Here is a 21,552-nt window from a genome sequence, read left to right as displayed (position 1 = left end):
CGTTACGTCCCTGCTTCGGGCGCTGGCGCCGGTGCCGGCGTTCGCTGCCTCTTCGGAGCGACGGGCCTGGCGCGGACCGTTGGCTGCATCGTCACGATGACTGGATTGGGCTTGTGATCGGTGGCCGCTCCCGTCGCGGCGTCGACGCCCATGCCGACCACGCCGCCAAGCAGGAGATTGCCGGCAAAGCCGGCGGCGCCCGACGTCGGGATATCCCTGCTGAGCGGCACGATCTGCGGTTCATAGCCTTCCTTCTGGAAGGTGATCGAAATGTCTGCGTTCCGCTTGACGACCACGGAGCAGGGCGTCGTGCAGGTGGTCGGAACTTCCAGTCCGCTGACGACGGCTTCCACGCCTGAAGGTGTCGATGAGATGCTGATGTTCTCGGTCGTGCCGCGCGTGACAGACGCGCAGCCGCCCAGCATGACGCCGAGCGCCGCAATTCCCACGAAACGCATGAAATGCCCCTTATTCCCCGCGCCAATCAAGCGCAACCGGAGCGCGAGCGCAAGAGGTCATTGGTCCGGATAGTTAAGCTGCGCGGGGGTTGTGCACGGGAATGGTAGGCACCGGAAGGTGGGGTCCGTCAGTCGCCCCGCAGGCGCTGATCGTCCTGCACGCGGACGTGCTCGGCGCCGCGCGCGCCCGCGGGAGACAGCCGCAGCATGCTCAGGACTGCACCGCACAGCGCAAAACCGACGCCGGTGAGAAGCGCGATCCGGGTTCCCTCGATCGGGTAGCGGCCGAGGAACAACGCCACCAGCGCAGCGCCGGTGGTCTGGCCGAGCAGGCGCGCGGTGCCAGCATGCCGCTGGCGCCGCCGGCGCGTTCGCGCGGGGCGGCCGCGATCATGGTGCGGTTGTTGGGGGTCTGGAACAGGCCGAAGCCGGCGCCCGCCAATGCCATGCGCCAGATCACGTCGAACGTCGAAGGGTCCGCAGGGACGAAGGCGAGCGCGGCGAGGCCGCAGGCGAACAGCGTCAGCCCGATGCCGCCGAGCAGGCCGGCCGGATAGCGCTCGACCAGGCGGCCGGCGAGCGGCGCCGCGAAGGCCACGGCGATCGGCCATGGCGTGATCAACAGGCCCATATGCACCGCCGAATAGCCGAAGCGGCTCTGGAGGTAGAAGGGCATCGCGACGAAGGCCAGCATCTGCCCGCAGAACGAGGCGATCGAGGTCGCGATCGACAGCGCGAACACCGGGATTCGCAGCAGATCGACCGGCAGCAGCGGCGAGGTCATGTGGGTTTCGCGCCAGATCAGCAGCGCACCGGCGACGAGCGCGATGGCGAACTGGATCAGGCAGGTGATGGCGGCCTCGCCGTGACCGACGCTGTCGACGGCCGCGATGCCGACGCCGAAGGTGATCGCGGAAAGCCCCGCGCTCTGCCAGTCGAACGAATGGCTGGCGGGCTTGGTGTGCGGTAGGCTGCGCAGGCCCAGCAGCAGCGTCACCGCCCCGAGCGGCACGTTGATGGCGAACAGCCACGGCCAGCTTCCGACCGCGAGGATGCCTGCGGCGATCGTCGGGCCGATGGCGGCCGAGAAGGCGACGACGAGCGCGTTGAGCCCGATGCCGCGGCCGAGCTGGCTGCGCGGGTAGGTGAAGCGCACCAGCGCCGAATTGACGCTCATGATGCCGGCGGCGCCAAAGCCCTGGATGATGCGCGCGGCCGTCAGCAGCGGCAGCGTATGCGCCAGCGCGCAGAAGGCGGATGCCAACGTGAACAGCACCAGCCCGACCAGATAGACGCGGCGATAGCCGATGATCTCGCCGAGCGAAGCCAGCGGCAGCAGCGAGATCGTGATGGCGAGCTGGTAGCCGTTGACGATCCAGATCGAGAAGGCCGGGCTCGCGTTCAAGTCAGCTGCGATCGTCGGCAGCGCGACATTGGCGATGGCGCTGTCGACCACCGCCATGATGATGCCGAGCGCAATGGTCAGCACCGCCTGGTTGCGCTGTGGCTGCGGCAGGCCGTCGGCGTGCTCGATTGTGATTGACGACATCGTGAAGCGTATTCGGTTGAGGCGCGTTTGCTGGTCCGCAACTTGGTCCGACCCGGGATGGTTCCAGCCGAAGCTGCAGCCGTTTTGGCCCTATCTCGGCTTCCGCGGTTCCTGAATCGCCCTGAGGTAGCTTACCACGGCCTCCGCGTCATCGCGGCCGAATCGGGCCGTCGGCATGGCGCGGTGAATGCTGCTGTAGCCGTCCTGGAGGCGCTGCATGAAGTCGGGGTCGTAGAGTTTGTTCTCGCCGAGATACCGGAACGGCGGTGCCAACTCATTCGGGCTCGTGCCCGTCCGGCCGACCGCGTGGCAACGCGCACACATCTGCTGCAGCATTGCTTCAGCGCGGCGCTGTTCGAGGTCCAGGGCCTCACTCCCGGTGCTCCACAGAACGCCAACGGCCAGCAGCGCCGGCGCGAACCTGTTCATCGCGCGCACTCCGTCATTCCCAGCGCGAGGTTGCTTTGGCCCAGACGTAGAGTGCGATCAAGGCGATCGTGACCCCCGTCGATAAGATCAGGATGCGGCGATCCCAATCGATCCGCGTCCGCTCCGCTCTACTTAAAGAGAGGGCCGTGAACAGGGCCTTCATCGCAAATCGGTGCATCGGGGGCCTCGCGAGAAGGCACGGTGCCACGGCTGCAATGCGCCGGCTTGATGCAGCTCAAGGGCTGGCCGCTACACCGCCGGCGGGTTGCGGTCGGTGAAGGTCGTGCGCTGGTGCCAGTAGGGATAGGGCAGCGTCACCTTGCTCGCCGCGTCGAGCTTTGCGATCTGGTCCTTGGTCAGGGACCAGCCGACCGCGCCGAGATTTTCGCGCAGCTGCGCCTCGTTGCGCGCGCCGATGATCAGCGTCGACACGGTGGGGCGCTGCAGCAGCCAGTTCAGCGCGATCTGCGTGACGCTCTTGCCAGTTTCCTTGGCGACCTCGTCGATGGCGTCGACGACGCGATAGACGTGTTCGTCCGGCACGGGCGGGCCGAACTCGGCGGTCTTGGGCAGGCGGCTCACCTCGGGCTTCGGCTGACCCCGGCGAAGCTTGCCGGTGAGGCGTCCCCATCCGAGCGGCGACCAGACCACGGCACCCAGCCCCTGGTCGAGGCCGAGCGGCATCAACTCCCATTCGTAATCGCGCCCGATCAGCGAATAATAGGTCTGGTTGGCGACGTAGCGCGGAAAACCGTGCTTGTCGGCGACAGAGAGCGACTTCATTAGGTGCCAGCCGGAAAAATTGGAAACGCCGACATAGCGGATCTTGCCGGCGCGCACGAGCACGTCGAGCGTTGAGAGGACTTCTTCGGGCGGAGTGAAGGCATCGAAGCCGTGAAGCTGGAACAGGTCGATGTAATCGGTGCCGAGCCGGCTCAGCGAAGCGTCGATGGCTGCGAGCAGATGTTGCCGTGACGAGCCGATATCGTTGGGGCCGTCGCCGAAGCGGAAGGTGGCCTTGGTCGAGACCAGCACCTTGTCGCGGCGGCCCTTGATGGCTTCGCCGAGCACCCGCTCGGACTCGCCGAGCGAATAGACGTCGGCGGTGTCGAACATCGACACGCCGGCCTCGAGGCAGATGTCCAGCAGGCGCCTCGCTTCGGTCGCATCCGTCGTGCCCCACGCCGCGAGGCGGCCGACGCCGCCGAAGGTGCCGGTGCCAAGGCTCAGAGCGGGCACCATGAGGCCTGACCGGCCCAAGCGTCGGTATTCCATCGATATGCTCCTTGGCTGAGCGCTGGTTGCGGCGCGCATCTGCGTTGTCCGATGGTAGCGCAGGGATTCAGCCCGGACCATCGCGTGCGCACATGGCGGCCCTGCGTTCAGTCGACGCGCTACGCCGTTGTGATTTGCAGGCTCGCGGCCGTGATCGCCGCGCGCGGCCGGACCTCAGCGACTAAGGTCGTCGAGAAGCCTGAGCACGTCCGTGGACGCCTCTTCGACGAGCGCGATTTCCCTGAGCGCGCCGGCGAGGTCGCCGTCCGCGAAGAGCTTCGCAGCCCGTTTTCCGCGGTCGTGAACGAGGGCGTGCGGCCTTTCGAGCGGTCCGAACGCCCGATGACTGCGCATCGTCAGAGATCCGTCGCCGTAGTACCATTTGCCCAATCGGCAGGAATGATGATCTGCGAGTTCGTCGGCCTTCAGCGTCACGCGGCCGATCGCCATGTCTGCGAGGCGCTTCTTCCAGATGACGTGGTCCGCCTTGGCGAGTCGCGGAATCTTGTTGTCGAAGGACAGGCCTGCAATGTCCTGAAGCTGCCTCCCGGCGATCCCCTGGGAGACGTCGAGCTGAGAGGAAATGCTCTTGATCTGATCGACGTTCGCCAGCGTCATGCGCGCAATCGCCGCGATGCCTTCGGCCACTTCGCGAGAGGCCTCGGTCTGCTGATTGAGGATGTTGGCGATCTCGTCCATGCCGCCCGTCAGGGTGACTGTCCGAGCTTCGACGCTGGACATCTCCTCGCCCAGTTGCGTAACGACGCCCTTGCTCTCGGCGGCCGCTGACTTGCAACCGGCCATGGCGGTCACGATGAGTTCGACCTCATCTCTCAGGCGTTGTATCCGCTCGCGAATGTCCTCGGTCGCCTTGCCGGTCTGTTGCGACAGTCCCTTGACCTCCGAGGCAACCACGGCAAAGCCACGTCCAGCTTCGCCGGCGCGTGCGGCTTCGATCGTCGCGTTCAGCGCCAGAAGGTTGGTTTGCCTCGCGATCGCATCGATCGAGCCCACGATGGCGCCGATTTCTTCGGACGCCGCGCTGAGGGCCAGGATCTTGTCCGACGCGTCGTTCGCAGTCGCCTCTACGCGCTCCATCGCCTTCGATGCAAGCCGGACGGTGGACATTCCCTGTTCGGCGCCGACCTTCATCTGGGCGGCGCTTGCAGCCGCATCCTCCGCATTGGATCGGATCTGGCCCACCGAAGCGACCATCTCTTCGCTGGCAGCGGCAAGGGCTTGCGTGCGTTGGTCGACCTCGCCGCAGGCGGTGAGCATCCGGGCTGCGGAAATCGCGGTTTCATTGCTCTGGACGTTGAGATCCACGATGGCGTCGAGCTTGTTCGAGGCATCGCCGGCCAATCTGGCCGCGAGCTTCGAGACGGCCTTGGACAGGCGATCGTTTCCGCCGCAGCCGGGTGCGAGGAAATTGCCTTCGGTCAAGGCCTCGATGTACGTCGCCAGAGCCTCGTCGCGGGCTTGCAACGCCGTCAGCTGGTCCGGCGCGGCATTAGATACCTTCAGTCCGGCGATCGAGCGCTTGCGGTCAGCACTGGCGAAGAGGGACATGCGGCATTCCGGCAAAGCTTGGTGGATGAACCTCTTCATTTTAGGCGCCGAAGCTGAACGGCTCGTAAGCTTTCCTATCGGAATTCTGCAAATGGAGGGCGCTCGGCCGCGTTATGTCCCGAGGTGCGAGGCGTGCTGCATCGCAGCATCCGCCTTCGTGCCAGAGGTCGCCAGGGACGCTCCCCCTGACCGATCTCAGTGACGCAGCTGGCTCTGCCTGAAATCGCGCGGCGACATGCCGAAATGGTCGCGGAAGACGCGGCCGAAATGCGAGAGGTCGTTGAAACCCCAGGCAAAGGCGATCTCGCTGATGTGGCGATGGACGAGCGCCGGCGAGGCGAGGTCGCGACGGCATTGCGCAAGGCGCTCGGCGAGGACGTAACGCTGGAACGAGGTCTGCTCGTCGGCGAGAAGGTCGTTCACGTAGCGCGGCGAGATGCCGAGCGCAGCCGCGGTGTCCGACAATGTAAGGTCGGGATCGGCCAGGTGGGCGCGGACGTGCGCCTTGAGCCGGTAGACCAGCGCGGAGCGGTGGGTCGATGACGGCAGCGACGTCTTGCCGAGCCGCTCGCTCAGCGCCATCGCGAGCAGGTCGACGGCCTGTTCGGACAGAACGGCGGCATTGCCGGGGGCGAGGCCGTCGGCGCTCTGACAAAGCCGGAAGATGAAATCATAGGCGAGCCGCTCGAGCGGCGCGTCAGCGCCGAACGACATCGCCGTCAGGGTTTCACTGCCGCCGAGCCGGCGCCGCAACATCTCGTGCGGCACCTTGAAGATGGTCTGCGTAAAGGCGTCGTTGAACTTCAGCTCATAGGGACGCGTGGTGTCGTAGAGCGCGAACTCGCCGGGATGGATCACAGTCTCGCGGCCGTCCTGCACCACGCCGCCGTCGCCGCGATGGCCGAGCGCGACCAGGACGAAGTCCTGATCCGAACGCGCGATGCGGGAGGGCGTGCGGAAGACGTGCTGGCGGTCGGAGCAGACCTCGGAGCAGACGGCCTTGCCGAGCGGGACTTGCGTGACCGAACCGCGAAAGGCGCTGCCGAGATCGGACTTGCAGTCGAGCCCCACGAAGACGTCGCAGACGATGTCCTGCCAGAGGGCGAGCCGCCGATAGCCGGGGCTGCCGTCCGTCGTGAACTGGATTGGCATCTGGCGAGCCTCCCTTTTCCCATCCAGCAAACCGCCCGTGGGCGGATCCGGCAAGACCGGAGGCAAATCCCGTACCGGGTCTAAATCCTGGCCGGTCGAGTTTTTGTTCCGCCGCGGTCGAGCGTCCGGTCGCGCGCTTTGGCCCAATAGACTGCATCGGAGACGGCTTCCGATCAACCGGCAATGGAGGCGGCAATGGGCATCGAACATCCGAAATACAAGGTGGCGGTGGTGCAGGCGGCGCCGGCCTGGCTCGATCTCGACGCCTCCATCGACAAATCGATCGCGCTGATCAAAGAAGCGGCCGAGAAGGGCGCCAGGCTGATCGCCTTTCCGGAGGCCTTCATCCCCGGTTACCCCTGGCATATCTGGATGGACTCGCCGGCCTGGGCGATCGGGCGCGGCTTCGTGCAGCGCTATTTCGACAATTCGCTGTCCTATGACAGCCCGCAGGCCGAGCGGCTGCGCGATGCCGTGCGGAAAGCAAAACTCACCGCCGTGATCGGCCTGTCCGAACGCGACGGCGGCAGCCTCTATCTGGCACAATGGCTGATCGGGCCCGATGGCGAGACCATCGCCAAGCGCCGCAAGCTGCGGCCGACCCATGCCGAGCGCACCGTCTATGGTGAGGGCGACGGCAGCGATCTCGCCGTGCACGCGAGGCCGGACATCGGCCGCATTGGCGCGCTGTGCTGCTGGGAGCATCTTCAGCCGCTGTCGAAATACGCGATGTACGCCCAGAACGAGCAGGTGCATGTCGCGGCCTGGCCGAGCTTCTCGCTCTACGATCCCTTCGCGCCGGCGCTTGGCGCGGAGGTCAACAACGCCGCCTCGCGCGTCTATGCGGTGGAGGGCTCCTGCTTCGTGCTCGCGCCGTGCGCGACGGTGTCGCAAGCCATGATCGACGAACTCTGCGACCGGCCGGACAAGCACGCGCTGCTGCATGCCGGCGGCGGCTTTGCCGCGATCTACGGGCCCGACGGCAGCCAGATCGGCGACAAGCTGGCGCCGGATCAGGAGGGGCTATTGATCGCCGAGATCGATCTCGGTGCCATCGGCGTCGCCAAGAACGCGGCGGATCCGGCCGGTCATTATTCGCGCCCCGACGTGACGCGGCTGCTGCTCAACAAGAAGCGGTACCAACGCGTCGAGCAGTTCGCATTGCCGGTGGATACCGTCGAGCCCACGGACATTGCCGCGGCGGCGAGCTGATCAACGGGATCGAGGGGAGGGTACGATCATGGAATCTGCAATTCCTCAGCATCTCGAGACTGAGCGCTCGCGCCACAAGCGCGTGCCGGATGATTACCAGCCGCCATATCCGTCTTTCGTGGCGCGCTACAAACCGGCCGTGAGCCGCGTCGTGATGGCTTACTTCGGCGTGCAGTATCGCGGCACTGCGCCGGCGGCCGCAACGGAGGCGCTGCTCGAGATCGCGAAGCGCTTCTCGGCGGAGAGCGGGCCTTTGCATTGGGATCGCGCGCGCTATGTCGACCAGGCCGGCCATGAGACCATCGTCTCGGTCGCCTATTGGGACGACACCGCACGCTTCGACGCCTGGTTCGAACCGGAACGCGCGGCATGGACCGGACGGCAGCGCGACGGCGTCGGCACCTTCATCGAGGTGCTGCGTCCCGTTGTGGCGCGGCACGAGACGCTGTTCTCCTCGCCCGACCGGACCGAGGGTGTCGCCGCCATCGCCGCCGGCATGAGCGGGGAGGTGCAGGAGCACGCTTATTGGGGCGGCATGCGCGACCGTATTCCGCTGTCGCAAACCGACGCGATGGCGCCCGGCGGTAGGCCGGAGCTGATCCGCGACGGTGCGCGGCTGCGGGTGGCGGCGCATGACAATCTCTGCCTGATCCGATCCGGACAGGATTGGAGCGATACCGAGGCGTCGGAACGAAAGCTCTATCTCGACGAGGTCGAGCCGGTGCTGCGCGAGGGCATGGATTTCCTGCGCGACGACGGGCTTGCGATCGGCTGCTATGCCAACCGCTACATGCAGGTGCTTCAGGCCGATGGCAGCGTGAGCGAAAAATCCTATGGCCAGAGCTGGTGGAAGAGCCTGGCGGCGCTGGAACGCTGGGCGGAATCGCATCCGACCCATGTCAGGATTTTTGGTGCCGCGATGAAATACCTGTCGACGCTCGGGCCGTCAGCCAGGCTGCGGCTCTATCACGAGGTCACGGTGGCAGCCGCGGACGAGCAGTTCTTCGAATACCGGGATTGTCACCCGAAGACGGGCATGCTGGCCGCGGTCGAGACGGTCGCCGCTTAGGCCACGCAATGGCCGAGCAGCTCGGGATGCGCGGCGCAGATGTGATGCGCGCCGGCGTCCCTGAGCTCGGCCTCGCTGCCATAACCATAGAGCACGCCGATCGCGGTCATGCCGTTGGTGCGGGCGCCGACCACGTCGTGGCTGCGGTCGCCGATCATGATCGCGCTGCCGGCATCGACCTTTGCTTCGTCGAGCGCGTAGCGCAGCAGGTCGCGCTTGTCGACGCGTGTGCCGTCGAGCTCGGAGCCGAACACACGCTCGAAATAGGGTTTCAGGCCGAAATGATCGACGATGCGGGTGGCGTAGACCGCCGGCTTGCTGGTGGCGACGAACATGCGCGGCGTCGTCGCGGCGAGTGTCGTCAGCGTGTCCACGATGCCGGCATAGGCCTCGTTCTCGAACAGGCCGATATCGGAAAAGCGCTCGCGATAGAGCAGTAGCGCGCGGTCGGCGAGTTCGTCGGTTCCTGTGAGTTTCTTGAGGCTGGCGTGCAGCGGCGGCCCGATGCACCAGGTCAGCTCGTCCTCGCTCGGCACCGCGACGTCCAGCCGCTCCAGCGCGTACTGGATCGAGCGCGTGATCCCCGGCTTCGGGTTGGTGAGCGTGCCGTCGAGATCAAAGAAGATTGTAACCATCACGGCAGGCCCAGGTTGAAAGCGCCGCCCCCGTTGCGCGGGCGTGACGCATATGTGCGAATTGGCGGCTCCGAGTTCCTGCCACCGTGTTTGAACATCGCGACAGGTCTGACGAAGTACCGCCCAGACCGACGAAACGTGGCATGACGTAAACGAGGCGGGCAGGCGGCGCAACTCTGGACCTCCAATGAATGGCCCGTTACGCCGACATCGGGGGCTCGCTGACGTCGTACGGCACTTTAAAAGCTCGCTATTCGCAGAACCAAAGCGTAGGGTAACTGCATCACCGCCCTTCCCACGGCTTCCATCGGTGACTGAGGGTCACGAGCGCTCCCGCCGACTGAGGAGGAGGGTGCATGCCTCGATTTCGCTTGGCCGATTGGATCGTGCCGCCGGTGATGGTGCCGCTATTTCTCCTGCTCGCGATGGCGGCGGCGGCTCTCCTGCATGGATAGGACGCCGCAACTGCAATATCTGGTTAGCGGTCGCGATCAAAGCGGCTATGTGAGCTTGAGCCGTGACACAACCAGTGCTGCCCTGAAGAAGGCGCGGGAACTTTTGCAGGAAGGCTATCTCGATGTGCGGATATGCACACCACAAGGCCGGCTGCTGCTATCTGACGAGTTCGATGGGTTCGAGACATGAGAACCCTCCTGGTCGCATTGGCGCTCGGCACGTTCGCGCAAGGCGCGCTCGCCGCTGAATCCGATTGTCGCGCAATCGAAAGCTCGAGCGGACGGCTCGCCTGTTACGACGCCGCGTTTCCTCCGGCATTGAAGAAGCCCAGTGCCGTGGAGAACGACCCATCTCGGCCTCCTTACAAGGACCCGTTCGTTGCAGAAGAGGCTCGAACCGCGGCGAAGCTGAAGAACATCTGCCGCGGTTGTTGAGGTCTGTTAACCGAGCGGCGCGGGCTTGGCAGACGGCCGATGGCGCGAACAGGCGCCATGAACAGGAGGATCTGCCATGCTTGAGTCGGACAACAGATGACCATCGAGCATGCCTCGGTAGAGATCGCTCGCAAACCCTGGGCCGCCTCGATCTGCGACCCTGGAGCAGCATCGACGCTTCGACTGATCCGGTCGGAGAGTTGTGGCTCGAGCGGACGGACAAGAGCGCGCCCAACCCGGCACTCCTACTCAAGCTGCTGTTCACCAGCGAGCCCTTGTCGATCCAGGTTCATCCGAATGATGCATTCGCGCGCTCCATCGGCTTGCCGAACGGGAAAACTGAAGCGTGGTACATCCTTTCGGCGCTGCCGGGCGCGCGGATTGCGTTGGGATTGAATCGGCATCTCACGCCGCAAGAGTTACGCGAAGCGATCGGGGACGGCTCGATTGCGGATCTCGTGCAATGGCGTCCTGTGGCGCAAGGCGACGTCATCTTCGTTCCCGGCGGTACGATCCACGCCATCGGCGCCGATATCGTGCTCGCCGAAATCCAGCAGCGCAGCGACGCGACATTCCGCTTGTTCGATTTCGGCCGGCATCGCGAATTGCACGAGGACAGCGTCGTGGCTGCCTCCGAAGCGGGGCCACCTCCGACACAACCGCCTCCGAGACGCCTCACCGATGCGCGACTGGTTCTCGTCGCGAGTTCGTATTTCGTGTTCGAGCGGATCGACCTTCGGCGAATTCGCTCTGGGGACTCCAGACCGATCGGGAAGCCTGGATTCTCGTGATCGAGGGGGAGGGACGCATCGGACGGGCAAAGGCAACGGTCGGGGACGCAATCTTCATGGAATCCGATAGTGCCGGCATCGACGTTGGCTCAAGCGGGATGAGCATCCTGATCGCCTATCCGGGACCGGATCCAGTTGCATCCTTGCTGCAAGATCGCAGCGAACGCATGACACAACCCACCGACGCTCTCTCCGGCAGTGAAATCATCGAGGTGCTGACATGACGCCGCTCCGCCGTATCGCCGTCATCGGCAACTCGTTGCCTCGCCGGTGCGGAATTGCGACCTATACGACCGACCTGAAGAACGCGATATCGATTGCGCGCCCGGACCTGGAGGCTTGCATCGTGGCGATGACCGATCGCGGCCAGACCTATGATTATCCTCCGGCGGTCGCTTTCCAGATCAGGGATAACAATATCGAAGACTACATGCGTGCCGCGATTTCCTCAATGCCGGTCAGTTCGACACCGTCTGCCTGCAGCACGAGTTTGGCATTTTCGGCGGTGAAGCCGGGGCACACATCCTGGTGCTGCTGTCTCGCCTTGCCATGCCGGTGGTGACGACGTTCCATACGGTGCTGGCCAAACCGTCACCCGCCCAACGGACGGTGATGGAGCGCATCGTCGATGCGTCGTCGAAGGTCGTGGTGATGGCCCACAAGGGCCGCGAGTTGCTGCACGATGTCTATCTGGTGCCCGACGACAAGATCGAGGTCATCCCCCACGGCATTCCCGATGTCGCCTTCGCCGAGCCCGATGCCGCGAAGGCCAGGCTCGGATTCGAGCAAAAATCGGTGATCCTGACATTCGGCCTGCTTTCGCCCAACAAAGGCATCGACGTGATGATCGACGCGATGCCTTCGATTCTGAGGCGCTGCGAGAACGCGGTGTACGTCGTGCTCGGCGCGACGCACCCCAACCTGGTTCGGAACGAGGGCGAAGCCTATCGCGAAGGCCTGATGGCGCGGGTCCGTGAACTCGGAATAGACGATCACGTCGTGTTCCTCGACCGGTTCGCCGATTTGGCGACGCTGCTCGAATTCATCTCGATGTGCGACGTCTATGTCACGCCTTATCTCAACGAGGCCCAGATGACGTCGGGCACCCTGGCCTACAGTTTTGGAATGGGGAAGCCGGTTGTCTCGACGCCATATTGGCACGCACGCGAGCTGCTTGCCGACGAGTGTGGAGTTCTGGTGCCGTTCGGCGACGCTGCAGCGATCGGCAGCGAGATCGCCAACCTGCTGACCGACGCCGCCCGCCGGCAGGCGATGTCTCGGCGTGCCTATGCGGCGAGCCGGATGATGACCTGGGAGCGGGTGGCTGAGCGCTACGCGGCCGTCTTCGAGACTGCACGGCAGGGACATAGGTTGAAGGTCTTCGTGCGCTCCGACGTGGGCGCGCCGGAACTACGTAGTCCGGCGCCGCCCGATATGCAGATCGGCTACTTTCTATCGATGTGCGACGATGTCGGCCTGTTCCAACATGCGGTACATTCGGTGCCTGATCGCGCGCACGGCTATTGCGTCGATGACAACGCGCGAGCGTTGCTCCTAGCCTGCGCTCTCAATGGTCCGGGCGAACGGCCGCTGCCGGATGTCCTGACGACCCGATTTGCAGCCTTCGTACAGCATGCCTGGAATCCCGACACCAGGCAGTTTCGCAACTTCATGGGCTTCGATCGAACCTGGCTCGAGGACAGGGGCTCCGAAGACAGTCACGGACGGACGCTATGGGCGTTGGGTGAGGCCGCGCGCAGAGACGCGAGCCCGGCCCGGCGCCTATGGGCTGCTGCCTTGTTCGCCCAGGCATTGTCGATCGCGGAGAGCTTCCGCTCGCCCCGTGCGTGGGCGTTCATGCTGCTGGGTCTGGACGCTTACTGCGCCGTAGCCCCAGACGATGTTCACGCCAGGGAAGTCCGGCATTCCCTGGCCGACAGGTTGATGTCCTGCCTGACGTCGGTCGAGACGCCGGATTGGATATGGTTCGAGGAAGGGCTGGCCTACGAGAACGCGCGATTGCCGCAGGCCCTGATCCTCACGGGTATGGCGACACAGATGCCTCGATATCTCGATGCCGGATTGAGGTCTCTGCGCTGGCTCATGACGCAGCAAACGTCCGCGGCGGGCTATTTCCGGCCGGTCGGTACCGCTGGCTTCGGAGAGCAGCGGCAGCCCCCCCGTGCCTTCGATCAGCAGCCGGTGGAGGCGACGGCGACGATTGCCGCGTGTCTGGCCGCGTGGCGTGGCGAAGGCGATGCCGAATGGAAAGCCATGGCCATGCGGGCCTTCGCCTGGTTTCTTGGCAGGAACGACCTCTCGGTGGCGCTGGCTGATCCGATCACCGGCAGTTGCCGTGATGGATTGCACCCCGATCGGGCGAACGAAAACCGCGGCGGCGAGTCGGTCGTTTGCTATCTCCTCGGCCTTGCCGAGATGCGTCAGCTCGCGCGTGCCCAGAGCCTGATGACAAAGCCCGCACCCTTGCGTGCCGTGGGCGCCTGAATTTCCCCCTCCCATGCAGCTAGCCGAGGACACCCGTGCCATACGCTTCTTTCCTAAACCGGCAGGCGCTCCACCTGCGGCCCGATCCAGCGCGGGTCATCGTGCGGCCGTTCAAGCCGGCAACCGAACCCCGCGACTTGAATCCGACCGACAAGATGCGCGCAAACCATATCGTCGACCGGGTTCTGGCGCTTAGTTCGGAAGCCGTCGCAGCGCAGCTGGCGGACGTCCTGGACAATTTCCAGGGGCGACATCGTAACCTCCTGGAGAGCTTCGAGGCCCGCGCCGACGAGATGGAAGATGCTTTCATGAAGCATGGCGCATTCTCAAAGACCCAGCGCCAGCTGGTCGGCGCCTATTTTCTCAGCGAGTATTCGTTCGAGGCGTCTGCCTTGTTCAACCCCAGCATCGTGCCACACCCCGACCAAACGGGGACGCCGCACGGGGCGGTACGCTTCATCATGAGTCTCCGTGCCATCGGCGAAGGCCACGTATCGTCGCTGACGTTTCGAACCGGAACGATTGCGGTCGACGGAAGCCTGGCCGTCGATCCGACGGTGCGCCTTGCCTCGGTTCCCCGGATCAACCGTCGCATATCCGGCCCGGACGGCGAGTCCGTGGAATTGACGTTCAGGCCCGAGCAAGACCTCAGCGAGCGAGTCATCTTTCCCGTGACCGAATCCCAATCGAACGGCATCGAGGATGTGCGGTTTGTCAAATTCAACGACGGCGATCGGGAAGCGTACTACGCGACCTACACGGCTTACAGCGGTCGGGCGATTCGATCCGAGTTGATCGAGACCAGCGATTTCATGTCGTTTCGACTGACGCCTTTGCGGGGCGCTGCGGCACACAACAAGGGGATGGCGTTGTTCCCGCGCAAGATCGGCGGCCGCTATGCCATGATCGCGCGACAAGACAATGAGAACCTGTATCTGATCTATTCGGATGACCTCTACACGTGGGAAAGCGGCCAGCTCCTTCTGAAACCCCAATTTCCATGGGAGTTCGTGCAGATCGGCAATTGTGGGTCGCCGATCGAACTCGACGAGGGCTGGTTGCTGCTGACGCACGGGGTCGGGCCGGTCCGCAAATACTCGATCGGAGCGGCGCTGCTCGACAAGCGTGACCCATCGAAGGTGCTGGCGCGTTCGAGCGAGCCGCTGTTGCGGCCTGAGCCGTCCGAGCGCGAAGGGTATGTCCCCAACGTCGTCTACACCTGCGGTGCGATGAGGCACAATGACCAGATCATCCTGCCATATGCCGTGTCCGACACCTTCTCCAGTTTCGCGACGATCAAAATTGCGGCGCTCATGGATGCGATGCGGCGCTGAGCGCGGCTTCGCAGTCGTTGACGTTACCTGGATCCATCAATCGGCAAAGGAGGCTTCGTGATGCGAGCAACAACCTACGTGGTGCAGGCATTCAACGCCGGCAAGGGTGGAAATCTGAAGGCCGACGCACCGATCGTCTGCAAATCGGAAAGTGGCGCTCTGCGAACCGCGGAGAGGCTGGCCTTGAGCAGGCTCGGCGTGGTTGGGTTCTCGTCCAGCGGCGATCCGGAAATGGGGGACTATGACGATGAACCCGTGGTGTTCTTCCGGAAGGGCGAGCTGCCGCCGGGCTTCGACTGAGAGCTTGGTCGGGATCGAACAGATCTGCGCAGAGGAGACTCCATGAGCGAGCAACTTGAGATACTGAAGAAGGCCCGTGATCGCATGATCGAGGACAGGGACGCGCACGCGAAAGTGCTGGCGGCGCCTTTCGAGCGTGACACGGCCGAGCGGGCGCGCAACAAGTTCGTCGAATTTCAGGCGCTGATTGACGCCCTTGACCGCGCCATCAGCGGCGCAAGCCTGGTCCCGGTCAAAAATTAACAACGAAAGGCGAGGCCGGCTGTTGTTTCAACACAGTGAGCCGTAGGCATGCCAACGGCGGGCGTGCTCGCGTCATTGCTGCCGGGCCCATTCGACGATCGCGGCGGCGTCCGCACCGGCCTGCGCTTCCCAGGCGGTGACCGCGGCCGTTGCGGCCTTCCGGAGCGCGGCGAGCAGGGATTGCGGCGCCGGTTCGGCGATGGCGACGCCGTTGTCGCGCATGCGCGCGTAATTATCGGAGGTGCGGTGGGCCAATAGCGCGAACTGGCTTTGCTCGGTTTCTGCGGCCGCGGCCAGCACCTCGCGCTGCATCGGCTCGGGCAGCGCGGTAAAGACGTCGCTGCGGACGAACGCGATCGAGACCGGCATCGCATAGTTGATGGCGGTGAAGTGCGGCAGGAAGTCCCAGAGCTTGCGCCCTGCGCCGCCGTCGCCGGAGGTGAGGAACGCGTTCAGCCGATGCTCCTTCAAACCCGCAAGCGCGGCATCTCGCCGGAATTGATCTTGAGCCGGTTGTCGAAGGCGTTGGTCGCGGTCACGAAACCGTTCGTGCGCTCGGAACCCCGGCTGGCAAAGGTGGTGAGCCCGATCCCGGAGATGTTATTCTCGGGGTATTCCGTGGTCATTTGCCAGGTGACCTGAGAGGTGACCTGAGCGAACCGCCGGCGCGAGGCTCAGCACCAGTGCGACAAGGGCGAATATGACGCGGATCCGTTTGGCGGGGTAACGCATTGGGAGAGACAGGTCAGGCAGCATAGAACTCATCGAACCATGGCAGGATGCCACGACTGGGCAGATCACCTTGTTGCATGCCGCACCGGGGCGCGCCACAGCGCCGCCTACCCATGGTTGAGGCGGATTGCATGGCCCGTGATCGCTGCGCTGCTCGTCTCGGCGATTCCGGCACTGGCGGCGGATGATCCGCCCGCAAAGCCCGACACGGCGGTGCCGAGCGCCGAGGAGCCCGCGAAACCGCCGGAGAAATCCGAGGCGCGCGAGAGCGACACGCGGGAGTCGATCTGCCTGATCGTGGAGGCCGCCGCGCGCGATGCCAATCTCCCGCTGGAATTCTTCGCCCGGGTGATCTGGCAGGAAAGCCGCTTCCAGGCCGATGCGGTCGGCCCCACGACACGCAGCGGCGCGCAGGCACAGGGGATCGCGCAGTTCATGCCGGGCACGGCAAGCGAGCGCGGGCTGCTCAATCCGTTCAATCCGGTGCAGGCATTGCCGAAATCGGCGGAATTCCTCAACGAGCTGCGCAACCAGTTCGGCAATCTCGGTCTTGCCGCGGCGGCGTACAATGCCGGCCCGCGGCGCGTGCAGGAATGGCTCGCCGGCACCGGCGGAATGCCGGAGCAGACCCGCAACTACGTCCTCGCCATCACCGGCACGAGCGTCGATGCCTGGGCCAAGGCGGGCGCCACCGGCAAGGGACCGCCGAGCGCGCCGCCGACGAGCTGCCGAGACCTGATGGCGCTGCTCAAGCGCGCGCCGAATGCCTTTGTGGCCGAGCTCGAGCAGCACGTCGAGCTTGCGGCCGCAAAGGCCTGGGGCGTGCAGCTCGCCGCCGGCTTCGACCGCAACAGGGCGCTGGCGATGTATTCCCGCGCGGTCACGCGGCTCGGCGCCGCGATCGGCGAGCGCGATCCGAGCCTGCTGAGTTCGGTGATGCGCAGCCGCGGCACGCGTGCGTTCTATCAGGTCCGCATCGGCGCAGACACGCGCAGCGAGGCGGATGATCTCTGCAACCGGATCAGGAAGGCCGGCGGGGCGTGCTTCGTGCTCAAGAACAAGGGTGTGAGCGGGTAGGGCGGCGGTGGGGGTGTCGCGCATGCCAGCCCCGCCACGCGGTTCCTTGACGCGAGCCGCCGTATTGCCCGTTATGCGGGCACGATTCCGCAACCCATCCAAAAAGCTCCGTGGCACTTCCTCCACTCGACTCACCGCAATGGAATAGTTCCTGGCTTGCCTTCGGCTGGGGTCTGCGCTCGGTCACGCAGACGATCCTCACGCTCGTCCTGTTCGCGACCTATCTCGGTATCGGCGCGCTCGCCCACGACACCCATTTCAGCCTGCTCTGGGCGCTCTGCTCGACGCTGTTCGTCTGGGCCGGTCCGGCGCAGATCATCCTGATCACCACGCTCGGCTCCGGCGCCACCATCATCCAGTCGGCGATCGCGGTCACCGTCAGCGCCATCAGGCTGTTTCCGATGGTGGTTTCGGTGCTGCCCTTGATGCGCACGCCGACCACCAGGCGGCGTGAGTTGTTCTTCGCGGCGCATCTCACGGCCGTGACGCTGTGGGTCGAATGCCATCGATTCCTGCCGCTTGTGCCGCGCGAGCGGCGGATCGCCTTCGTCAACGGACTTGGCTTTGGCCTGGTCTCGGTGTGTCTCACCGCCAACACGGTAGGCTATTTCCTCGCCGCCAACCTGACGCAGACGCTTGGCGCCGCGATCCTGATGCTGACGCCTCTGTCCTTCCTGTTCTCGACCGCGCGCAACAGCCGCGAAGCCGCCGACGTGGTCGCGCTGGCGCTCGGTGTCTTGCTCTATCCGCTGGCCGCGAAGATGAACTCCGGCGTCGACATCCTCGTCAGCGGGCTTGCGGCCGGTACGATCGCCTATGGCGTGCACTGGTGGCGGGAGGTGCGCGCATGAGCTACGCGCAGCTCATCGGCGACTGGCAGGCGCTCGTCGTGCTGTTCGTCGCCGGCGTCGTTCCCAACCAGATCTGGCGCATGCTCGGCCTGTGGTTCGGCAGCGGCATCGACGAGGGCTCCGAGCTGCTGGTCTGGGTGCGGGCGATTGCAACCGCGATCCTGGCCGGCGTCATCGCCCAGATCGTGGTCGAGCCGCCGGGCGCGCTGGCAAGCGTGCCTGATACCCTGCGCTATGGCGCCGTTGGCGCCGGCCTCGTCGTGTTCCTGCTGACCCGCCGTTCGATCTTCGCGGGTGTCGTGACCGGCGAAGTCTTCATGCTGGCCGGCAAGTGGTGGTTGGGCTAAAATCCTGCCCACCAGCAAGGAATCGGAAATATGGTTCGCAAGAACGAGCTCCGCGAGGGCGAGGTCGCCATCGAGCTGCCGCCCGCGCAGGATGCCGGCCTGGTCTTCATTGGCCGCGTCCGCACGCCCTGGACCTCGCGGCTGGAGACGCCGCGGCAGGGACGTCAGGACGGCCCGATCTGCCGGCTTGAGATCTTCGAGCCGTTCGTGCCGGCCATCAAGGGCGTGGATTTCTACAGCAATCTCGAAGTGCTCTACTGGCTCGACCAGTCGCGCCGCGACATCATCCTGCAAAGCCCGAAGAACAACGAGAAGACCCGCGGCACCTTCTCGCTGCGCTCGCCGGTGCGTCCCAATCCGATCGGCACTTCGATCGTGAAGCTCGTCGGCATCGAGGGCAACGCGATCCTGGTACGCGGGCTCGATTGTCTCGACAACACGCCGCTGATCGACATCAAGCCCGACCGCTGCGAGTTCACGCCGCTGGCGGCGCCGCAGAAGGGCGATTTCGAGACGGAATGACGCGTGGATAGAGCTACCCCTTCAACGCCGCGATCAGCTTCGCCGCATGCTCTTCCAGCACCTTGGCGTCTTCCTTGCGGCTGGCGGGCGGCAGCATGGCCACGCCGTCATGGCGCGGCATCACATGCATGTGCAGGTGAAACACCACCTGCCCACCGGCGGGCTCGTTGAACTGCTGGATGGTGATGCCGTCGGCCTTGAAGGCCTGCATTGCGGCGGCGGCGATCTTGTGCGCGCCGCGAGCGACGTAGGCGTAGTCGTCGGGCTTGATGTCGAGGATGTTGCGGGCAGGAGCCTTCGGGATCACCAGCGTGTGGCCGGGCACGCGCGGCATGATGTCGAGGAAGGCGAAGACGTGCTCGTCCTCGTAGACCTTGGAGCAGGGCAGCTCGCCGCGCAGGATTTTTGCGAAGATGTTGTTGGTGTCGTAGGCGGTCATGTGGGCGGCTCCCGAGAAACTTGCGCTTGGATTTTGCGCTTACTGTCACCAGCCGCAGCAAACCGTCAAGGCGCCTCGTCGATGCCTTTGCGGAACGGCCCGAGCTCGGCGAGCTCCCGTCCCGCCTCGGCGACGTAGGCGCGCTCCCGCTTGAGGTAATCGTCGATGGCGCGGCGCAGGCCGGGATCGGCGATGAAGTGCGCGGAATGGGTTGTGCGCGGCAGGTAACCGCGCGCGATCTTGTGCTCGCCTTGCGCGCCGGCCTCGACATGGGTGAGGCCGCGTTTGATGGCGAAGTCGATCGCCTGGTAATAGCAGACCTCGAAATGCAGGAACGGGTGATGCTCGACCGCGCCCCAGTTGCGGCCGAACAGCGTGTCCGAGCCGATGAAGTTGATCGCGCCCGCGATCCAGCGTTCGTTGCGGCGGGCCATCACCAGCAGCACGTCCTCGCTCATGGTCTCGCCGATCAGCGAGAAGAATTCGCGTGTGAGATAAGGCCGGCCCCATTTGCGCGAGCCGGTCTCCATGTAGAATTCGAAGAAGGCGTCCCAGGCATCCTCGGTGATGTCCTTGCCCGTCAGCCAGTGGATGGTGATTCCGGCGGGGAGGGCATCGCGCCGCTCGCGCTTGATCGATTTGCGGTGGCGCGAGTTCAGGGTGCTGAGGAAGTCATCGAAGCTCGCAAAGCCCTCATTGCGCCAGTGGAACTGCTGGTCGGTGCGCTGCAGGAAGCCGTGCTCGGCGAGCAGCTTCCATTCGTCCTCGCGCGCGAAGGTGACGTGGACGGAGGAGGCCTTGCTGACGCCGCATAGCGCCACGAGGCCGCTCGCCAACGCGTCCATGATGCGCTCGCGATCCACGCCGTCGCGGACCAGCAGGCGCGGGCCCGTCGCCGGAGTGAAGGGAACCGAGACCTGGAGCTTCGGATAGTAACGCCCGCCGGCGCGCTCATAAGCGTCGGCCCAGCCGCGGTCGAAGACGTACTCGCCTTGCGAATGCGATTTCAGATAGCAGGGCACGACCCCGGCGACGCGGCCATCGACCTTGGCCACGAGATGCCGCGGTCCCCAACCGGTGCGGATAGTAGCCGAACCCGATATCTCGACGGCCGAGAGAAAGGCGTGTGAGACGAACGGGTTATAGGCGGGTTTTGAGAGCCCAATGGAATCGCCTGGAAGGGTGGATGAGGTTCCCGCGCCAAGCCCACATTTGCTGCTGGGATTGGCGCAGGCGTCCCAATCTTCGGCAGACACCTCGCCAATGGAAGGTACGGCCTCGAGCGTGATTTCAGATGATGCCATCGTCGTCCAAGATCGTGCATTGCAGCAGCGACTTCAAGGGGGCGAGGGCTGGTACTCTCGTGCCCCGGCTCAGCGCGGCAACGCTTGCGCGTTGCGGCTTGTCCGGGACGCGAGCGAGGCCTACGGCACGAACCCCTCAAAGATCATCTGATCGGCATATTGCCCGACCCGCCTCCGCTGCTCCGTGGTGCGAACGGTCCAGCCGAGCAGGGCACAGCCAAAGACGTTGCGGGCGATCCAGGGGGCGGGGGCCGGGAGGTCGTCGACCCTGAAGGCGACGAAGTGGGGCCGGGTCCGAAAGCCGTGGCGCAGGTACAGCATGCTGTCGCGCTGCGGCTGCGTGAGCTTGGCCCAATAGTCGTCCTCATAGGTCCGCTGCGCGACGATGCCGCGCGGGCGGGAGGGCAACAGCTCGCGCAACGCCAGCACCTGGTCGGGATCGAAGGACATGCCGACGGCACGCCCCTGATAGGCCGCCAGCACCTCGGCCATCCGCTTCACCAGCTTGCGGTCGCCATCAAAATGGCTCTTCACCTCGATCACCAGCGGCACGCGGCCGGCGACCATGGCGCAAAGGTCGGAGAGCGACATCATTCGCTCGTCCGTGTCTTTGAATTTGACCGCCTTCAGCTCCGCGGCGGTCTTCGACACCACCTCGCCGGTGGCTTCGGTGAGTCGGCCGAGCGCATGGTCGTGATGCACCATGGCCTCGCCGTCGGCGGAGAGCTGAATGTCGACCTCGATCGAGAAATTGCCCGCAATCGCAGTCTGCACCGCGCCCGGCATGTTCTCGACGATGCCACGGGAAATGTCGTGCAGGCCGCGATGGGCGACCGGCCGGGCTGTCAGCCAATCCGGAGCGCGCATGC

The 21,552-nt window shown here is 64.9% G+C and carries 22 protein-coding genes and 3 pseudogenes; 14 read left to right on the top strand and 11 right to left on the bottom strand.

Annotated elements, in window-relative coordinates; genetic code table 11:
• Positions 1-2 precede the first annotated feature (2 nt).
• The 6 genes and pseudogenes from CIT39_RS20325 to CIT39_RS20300 all read right to left on the bottom strand — a co-directional run bounded on the left by CIT39_RS20325 (position 3) and on the right by CIT39_RS20300 (position 6,432).
• Entirely contained in the window at positions 3-458 is a 456-nt protein-coding gene (locus CIT39_RS20325) for a PEGA domain-containing protein (RefSeq protein ID WP_094977485.1), read from the bottom strand.
• A gap of 128 nt (positions 459-586) precedes the next feature.
• Positions 587-2,007: pseudogene (locus tag CIT39_RS20320) on the bottom strand (MFS transporter).
• Positions 2,008-2,097: 90 nt separating this feature from the next.
• Positions 2,098-2,436, bottom strand: coding sequence for a c-type cytochrome (locus CIT39_RS20315; protein WP_094977486.1), 339 nt, complete (start codon positions 2,434-2,436; stop codon positions 2,098-2,100).
• 249 nt (positions 2,437-2,685) lie between these two features.
• A complete protein-coding gene (locus CIT39_RS20310; protein WP_162308594.1) occupies positions 2,686-3,711 on the bottom strand; it encodes an aldo/keto reductase in 1,026 nt (341 codons plus the stop codon).
• A gap of 174 nt (positions 3,712-3,885) precedes the next feature.
• Entirely contained in the window at positions 3,886-5,280 is a 1,395-nt protein-coding gene (locus CIT39_RS20305; protein WP_094977488.1) for a methyl-accepting chemotaxis protein, read from the bottom strand.
• Positions 5,281-5,475: 195 nt separating this feature from the next.
• Positions 5,476-6,432 carry an AraC-like ligand-binding domain-containing protein gene (locus tag CIT39_RS20300; protein ID WP_094977489.1) on the bottom strand — a complete coding sequence of 319 codons (957 nt, stop codon included), beginning with the start codon at positions 6,430-6,432 and terminating at the stop codon, positions 5,476-5,478.
• Positions 6,433-6,627: 195 nt separating this feature from the next.
• Here CIT39_RS20300 and CIT39_RS20295 point away from each other — a divergent pair, with 195 nt between their 5' ends.
• Together CIT39_RS20295 and CIT39_RS20290 are read left to right on the top strand one after the other, a co-directional pair.
• Positions 6,628-7,644 (top strand): carbon-nitrogen hydrolase family protein, encoded by a 1,017-nt coding sequence (locus CIT39_RS20295; protein ID WP_094977854.1) that lies wholly within the window; start codon positions 6,628-6,630, stop codon positions 7,642-7,644.
• 28 nt (positions 7,645-7,672) lie between these two features.
• Complete coding sequence (locus tag CIT39_RS20290; RefSeq protein ID WP_094977490.1) at positions 7,673-8,713, top strand: phenylacetaldoxime dehydratase family protein; 1,041 nt, start codon at positions 7,673-7,675, stop codon at positions 8,711-8,713.
• Here the strand turns inward: CIT39_RS20290 and CIT39_RS20285 are convergent.
• Positions 8,710-9,348 (bottom strand): HAD family hydrolase, encoded by a 639-nt coding sequence (locus CIT39_RS20285; RefSeq protein WP_094977491.1) that lies wholly within the window; start codon positions 9,346-9,348, stop codon positions 8,710-8,712. The genes CIT39_RS20290 and CIT39_RS20285 overlap by 4 nt on opposite strands.
• 447 nt (positions 9,349-9,795) lie before the next feature.
• Here CIT39_RS20285 and CIT39_RS20280 point away from each other — a divergent pair, with 447 nt between their 5' ends.
• The 8 genes and pseudogenes from CIT39_RS20280 (at position 9,796) to CIT39_RS20245 (ending at position 15,411) form a co-directional block, all read left to right on the top strand.
• Positions 9,796-9,993: a hypothetical protein gene (locus CIT39_RS20280; RefSeq protein WP_244607412.1), complete on the top strand. Its 198-nt coding sequence runs from the start codon at positions 9,796-9,798 to the stop codon at positions 9,991-9,993.
• Positions 9,990-10,238, top strand: a complete 249-nt coding sequence (locus tag CIT39_RS20275; RefSeq protein WP_094977492.1) for a type VI secretion system-associated protein TagO — start codon at positions 9,990-9,992, stop codon at positions 10,236-10,238. The genes CIT39_RS20280 and CIT39_RS20275 overlap by 4 nt, the downstream gene beginning before the upstream one ends.
• Positions 10,232-11,029: a class I mannose-6-phosphate isomerase gene (locus tag CIT39_RS20270; protein WP_334272996.1), complete on the top strand. Its 798-nt coding sequence runs from the start codon at positions 10,232-10,234 to the stop codon at positions 11,027-11,029. The genes CIT39_RS20275 and CIT39_RS20270 overlap by 7 nt, the downstream gene beginning before the upstream one ends.
• Positions 11,030-11,085: 56 nt before the next feature.
• A complete protein-coding gene (locus tag CIT39_RS20265) occupies positions 11,086-11,253 on the top strand; it encodes a hypothetical protein (RefSeq protein ID WP_334272995.1) in 168 nt (55 codons plus the stop codon).
• Positions 11,250-13,534, top strand: a pseudogene (locus CIT39_RS20260) (glycosyltransferase family 4 protein). Before CIT39_RS20265 ends, CIT39_RS20260 begins: the two are co-directional and overlap by 4 nt.
• Before the next feature lie 35 nt (positions 13,535-13,569).
• Positions 13,570-14,868 (top strand): glycoside hydrolase family 130 protein, encoded by a 1,299-nt coding sequence (locus tag CIT39_RS20255; RefSeq protein ID WP_094977495.1) that lies wholly within the window; start codon positions 13,570-13,572, stop codon positions 14,866-14,868.
• A gap of 60 nt (positions 14,869-14,928) precedes the next feature.
• Positions 14,929-15,168, top strand: coding sequence for a hypothetical protein (locus CIT39_RS20250; RefSeq protein ID WP_244607411.1), 240 nt, complete (start codon positions 14,929-14,931; stop codon positions 15,166-15,168).
• A 42-nt stretch (positions 15,169-15,210) separates the two neighbouring features.
• Positions 15,211-15,411, top strand: a complete 201-nt coding sequence (locus tag CIT39_RS20245; RefSeq protein WP_094977497.1) for a hypothetical protein — start codon at positions 15,211-15,213, stop codon at positions 15,409-15,411.
• 72 nt (positions 15,412-15,483) lie between these two features.
• On the opposite strand, the pseudogene CIT39_RS33220 reads toward CIT39_RS20245, so the two are convergent.
• Positions 15,484-16,167 (bottom strand): annotated as a pseudogene (locus tag CIT39_RS33220) (type 2 periplasmic-binding domain-containing protein).
• A 15-nt stretch (positions 16,168-16,182) separates the two neighbouring features.
• On the opposite strand from CIT39_RS33220, the gene CIT39_RS20230 reads away from it, so the two are divergent.
• The 4 genes from CIT39_RS20230 (at position 16,183) to tsaA (ending at position 18,940) form a co-directional block, all read left to right on the top strand.
• The gene (locus CIT39_RS20230; protein WP_094977498.1) at positions 16,183-17,220 is read left to right on the top strand and encodes a transglycosylase SLT domain-containing protein; all 1,038 of its coding nucleotides are present in this window, start codon (positions 16,183-16,185) and stop codon (positions 17,218-17,220) included.
• A gap of 110 nt (positions 17,221-17,330) precedes the next feature.
• Complete coding sequence (locus CIT39_RS20225; RefSeq protein ID WP_094977499.1) at positions 17,331-18,071, top strand: AzlC family ABC transporter permease; 741 nt, start codon at positions 17,331-17,333, stop codon at positions 18,069-18,071.
• Positions 18,068-18,418: an AzlD domain-containing protein gene (locus CIT39_RS20220; protein WP_094977500.1), complete on the top strand. Its 351-nt coding sequence runs from the start codon at positions 18,068-18,070 to the stop codon at positions 18,416-18,418. Before CIT39_RS20225 ends, CIT39_RS20220 begins: the two co-directional genes overlap by 4 nt.
• 30 nt (positions 18,419-18,448) lie before the next feature.
• Positions 18,449-18,940: a tRNA (N6-threonylcarbamoyladenosine(37)-N6)-methyltransferase TrmO gene (gene tsaA, locus CIT39_RS20215; RefSeq protein WP_094977501.1), complete on the top strand. Its 492-nt coding sequence runs from the start codon at positions 18,449-18,451 to the stop codon at positions 18,938-18,940.
• A 13-nt stretch (positions 18,941-18,953) separates the two neighbouring features.
• Here tsaA and CIT39_RS20210 read toward each other — a convergent pair whose 3' ends face one another.
• The 3 genes from CIT39_RS20210 to CIT39_RS20200 all read right to left on the bottom strand — a co-directional run bounded on the left by CIT39_RS20210 (position 18,954) and on the right by CIT39_RS20200 (position 21,550).
• The gene (locus CIT39_RS20210; protein WP_094977502.1) at positions 18,954-19,379 is read right to left on the bottom strand and encodes an HIT family protein; all 426 of its coding nucleotides are present in this window, start codon (positions 19,377-19,379) and stop codon (positions 18,954-18,956) included.
• Between the two features lie 65 nt (positions 19,380-19,444).
• Complete coding sequence (locus CIT39_RS20205; protein WP_094977503.1) at positions 19,445-20,683, bottom strand: GNAT family N-acetyltransferase; 1,239 nt, start codon at positions 20,681-20,683, stop codon at positions 19,445-19,447.
• A 120-nt stretch (positions 20,684-20,803) separates the two neighbouring features.
• Positions 20,804-21,550 (bottom strand): glycerophosphodiester phosphodiesterase, encoded by a 747-nt coding sequence (locus CIT39_RS20200; RefSeq protein ID WP_094977504.1) that lies wholly within the window; start codon positions 21,548-21,550, stop codon positions 20,804-20,806.
• Positions 21,551-21,552: the final 2 nt, after the last annotated feature.

This window comes from Bradyrhizobium symbiodeficiens (genome assembly GCF_002266465.3).
GTDB lineage: Bacteria > Pseudomonadota > Alphaproteobacteria > Rhizobiales > Xanthobacteraceae > Bradyrhizobium > Bradyrhizobium symbiodeficiens.
The sequence above is the reverse complement of the archived record's forward strand: the minus strand, read 5'-3'. Positions and strand labels throughout refer to the sequence as shown.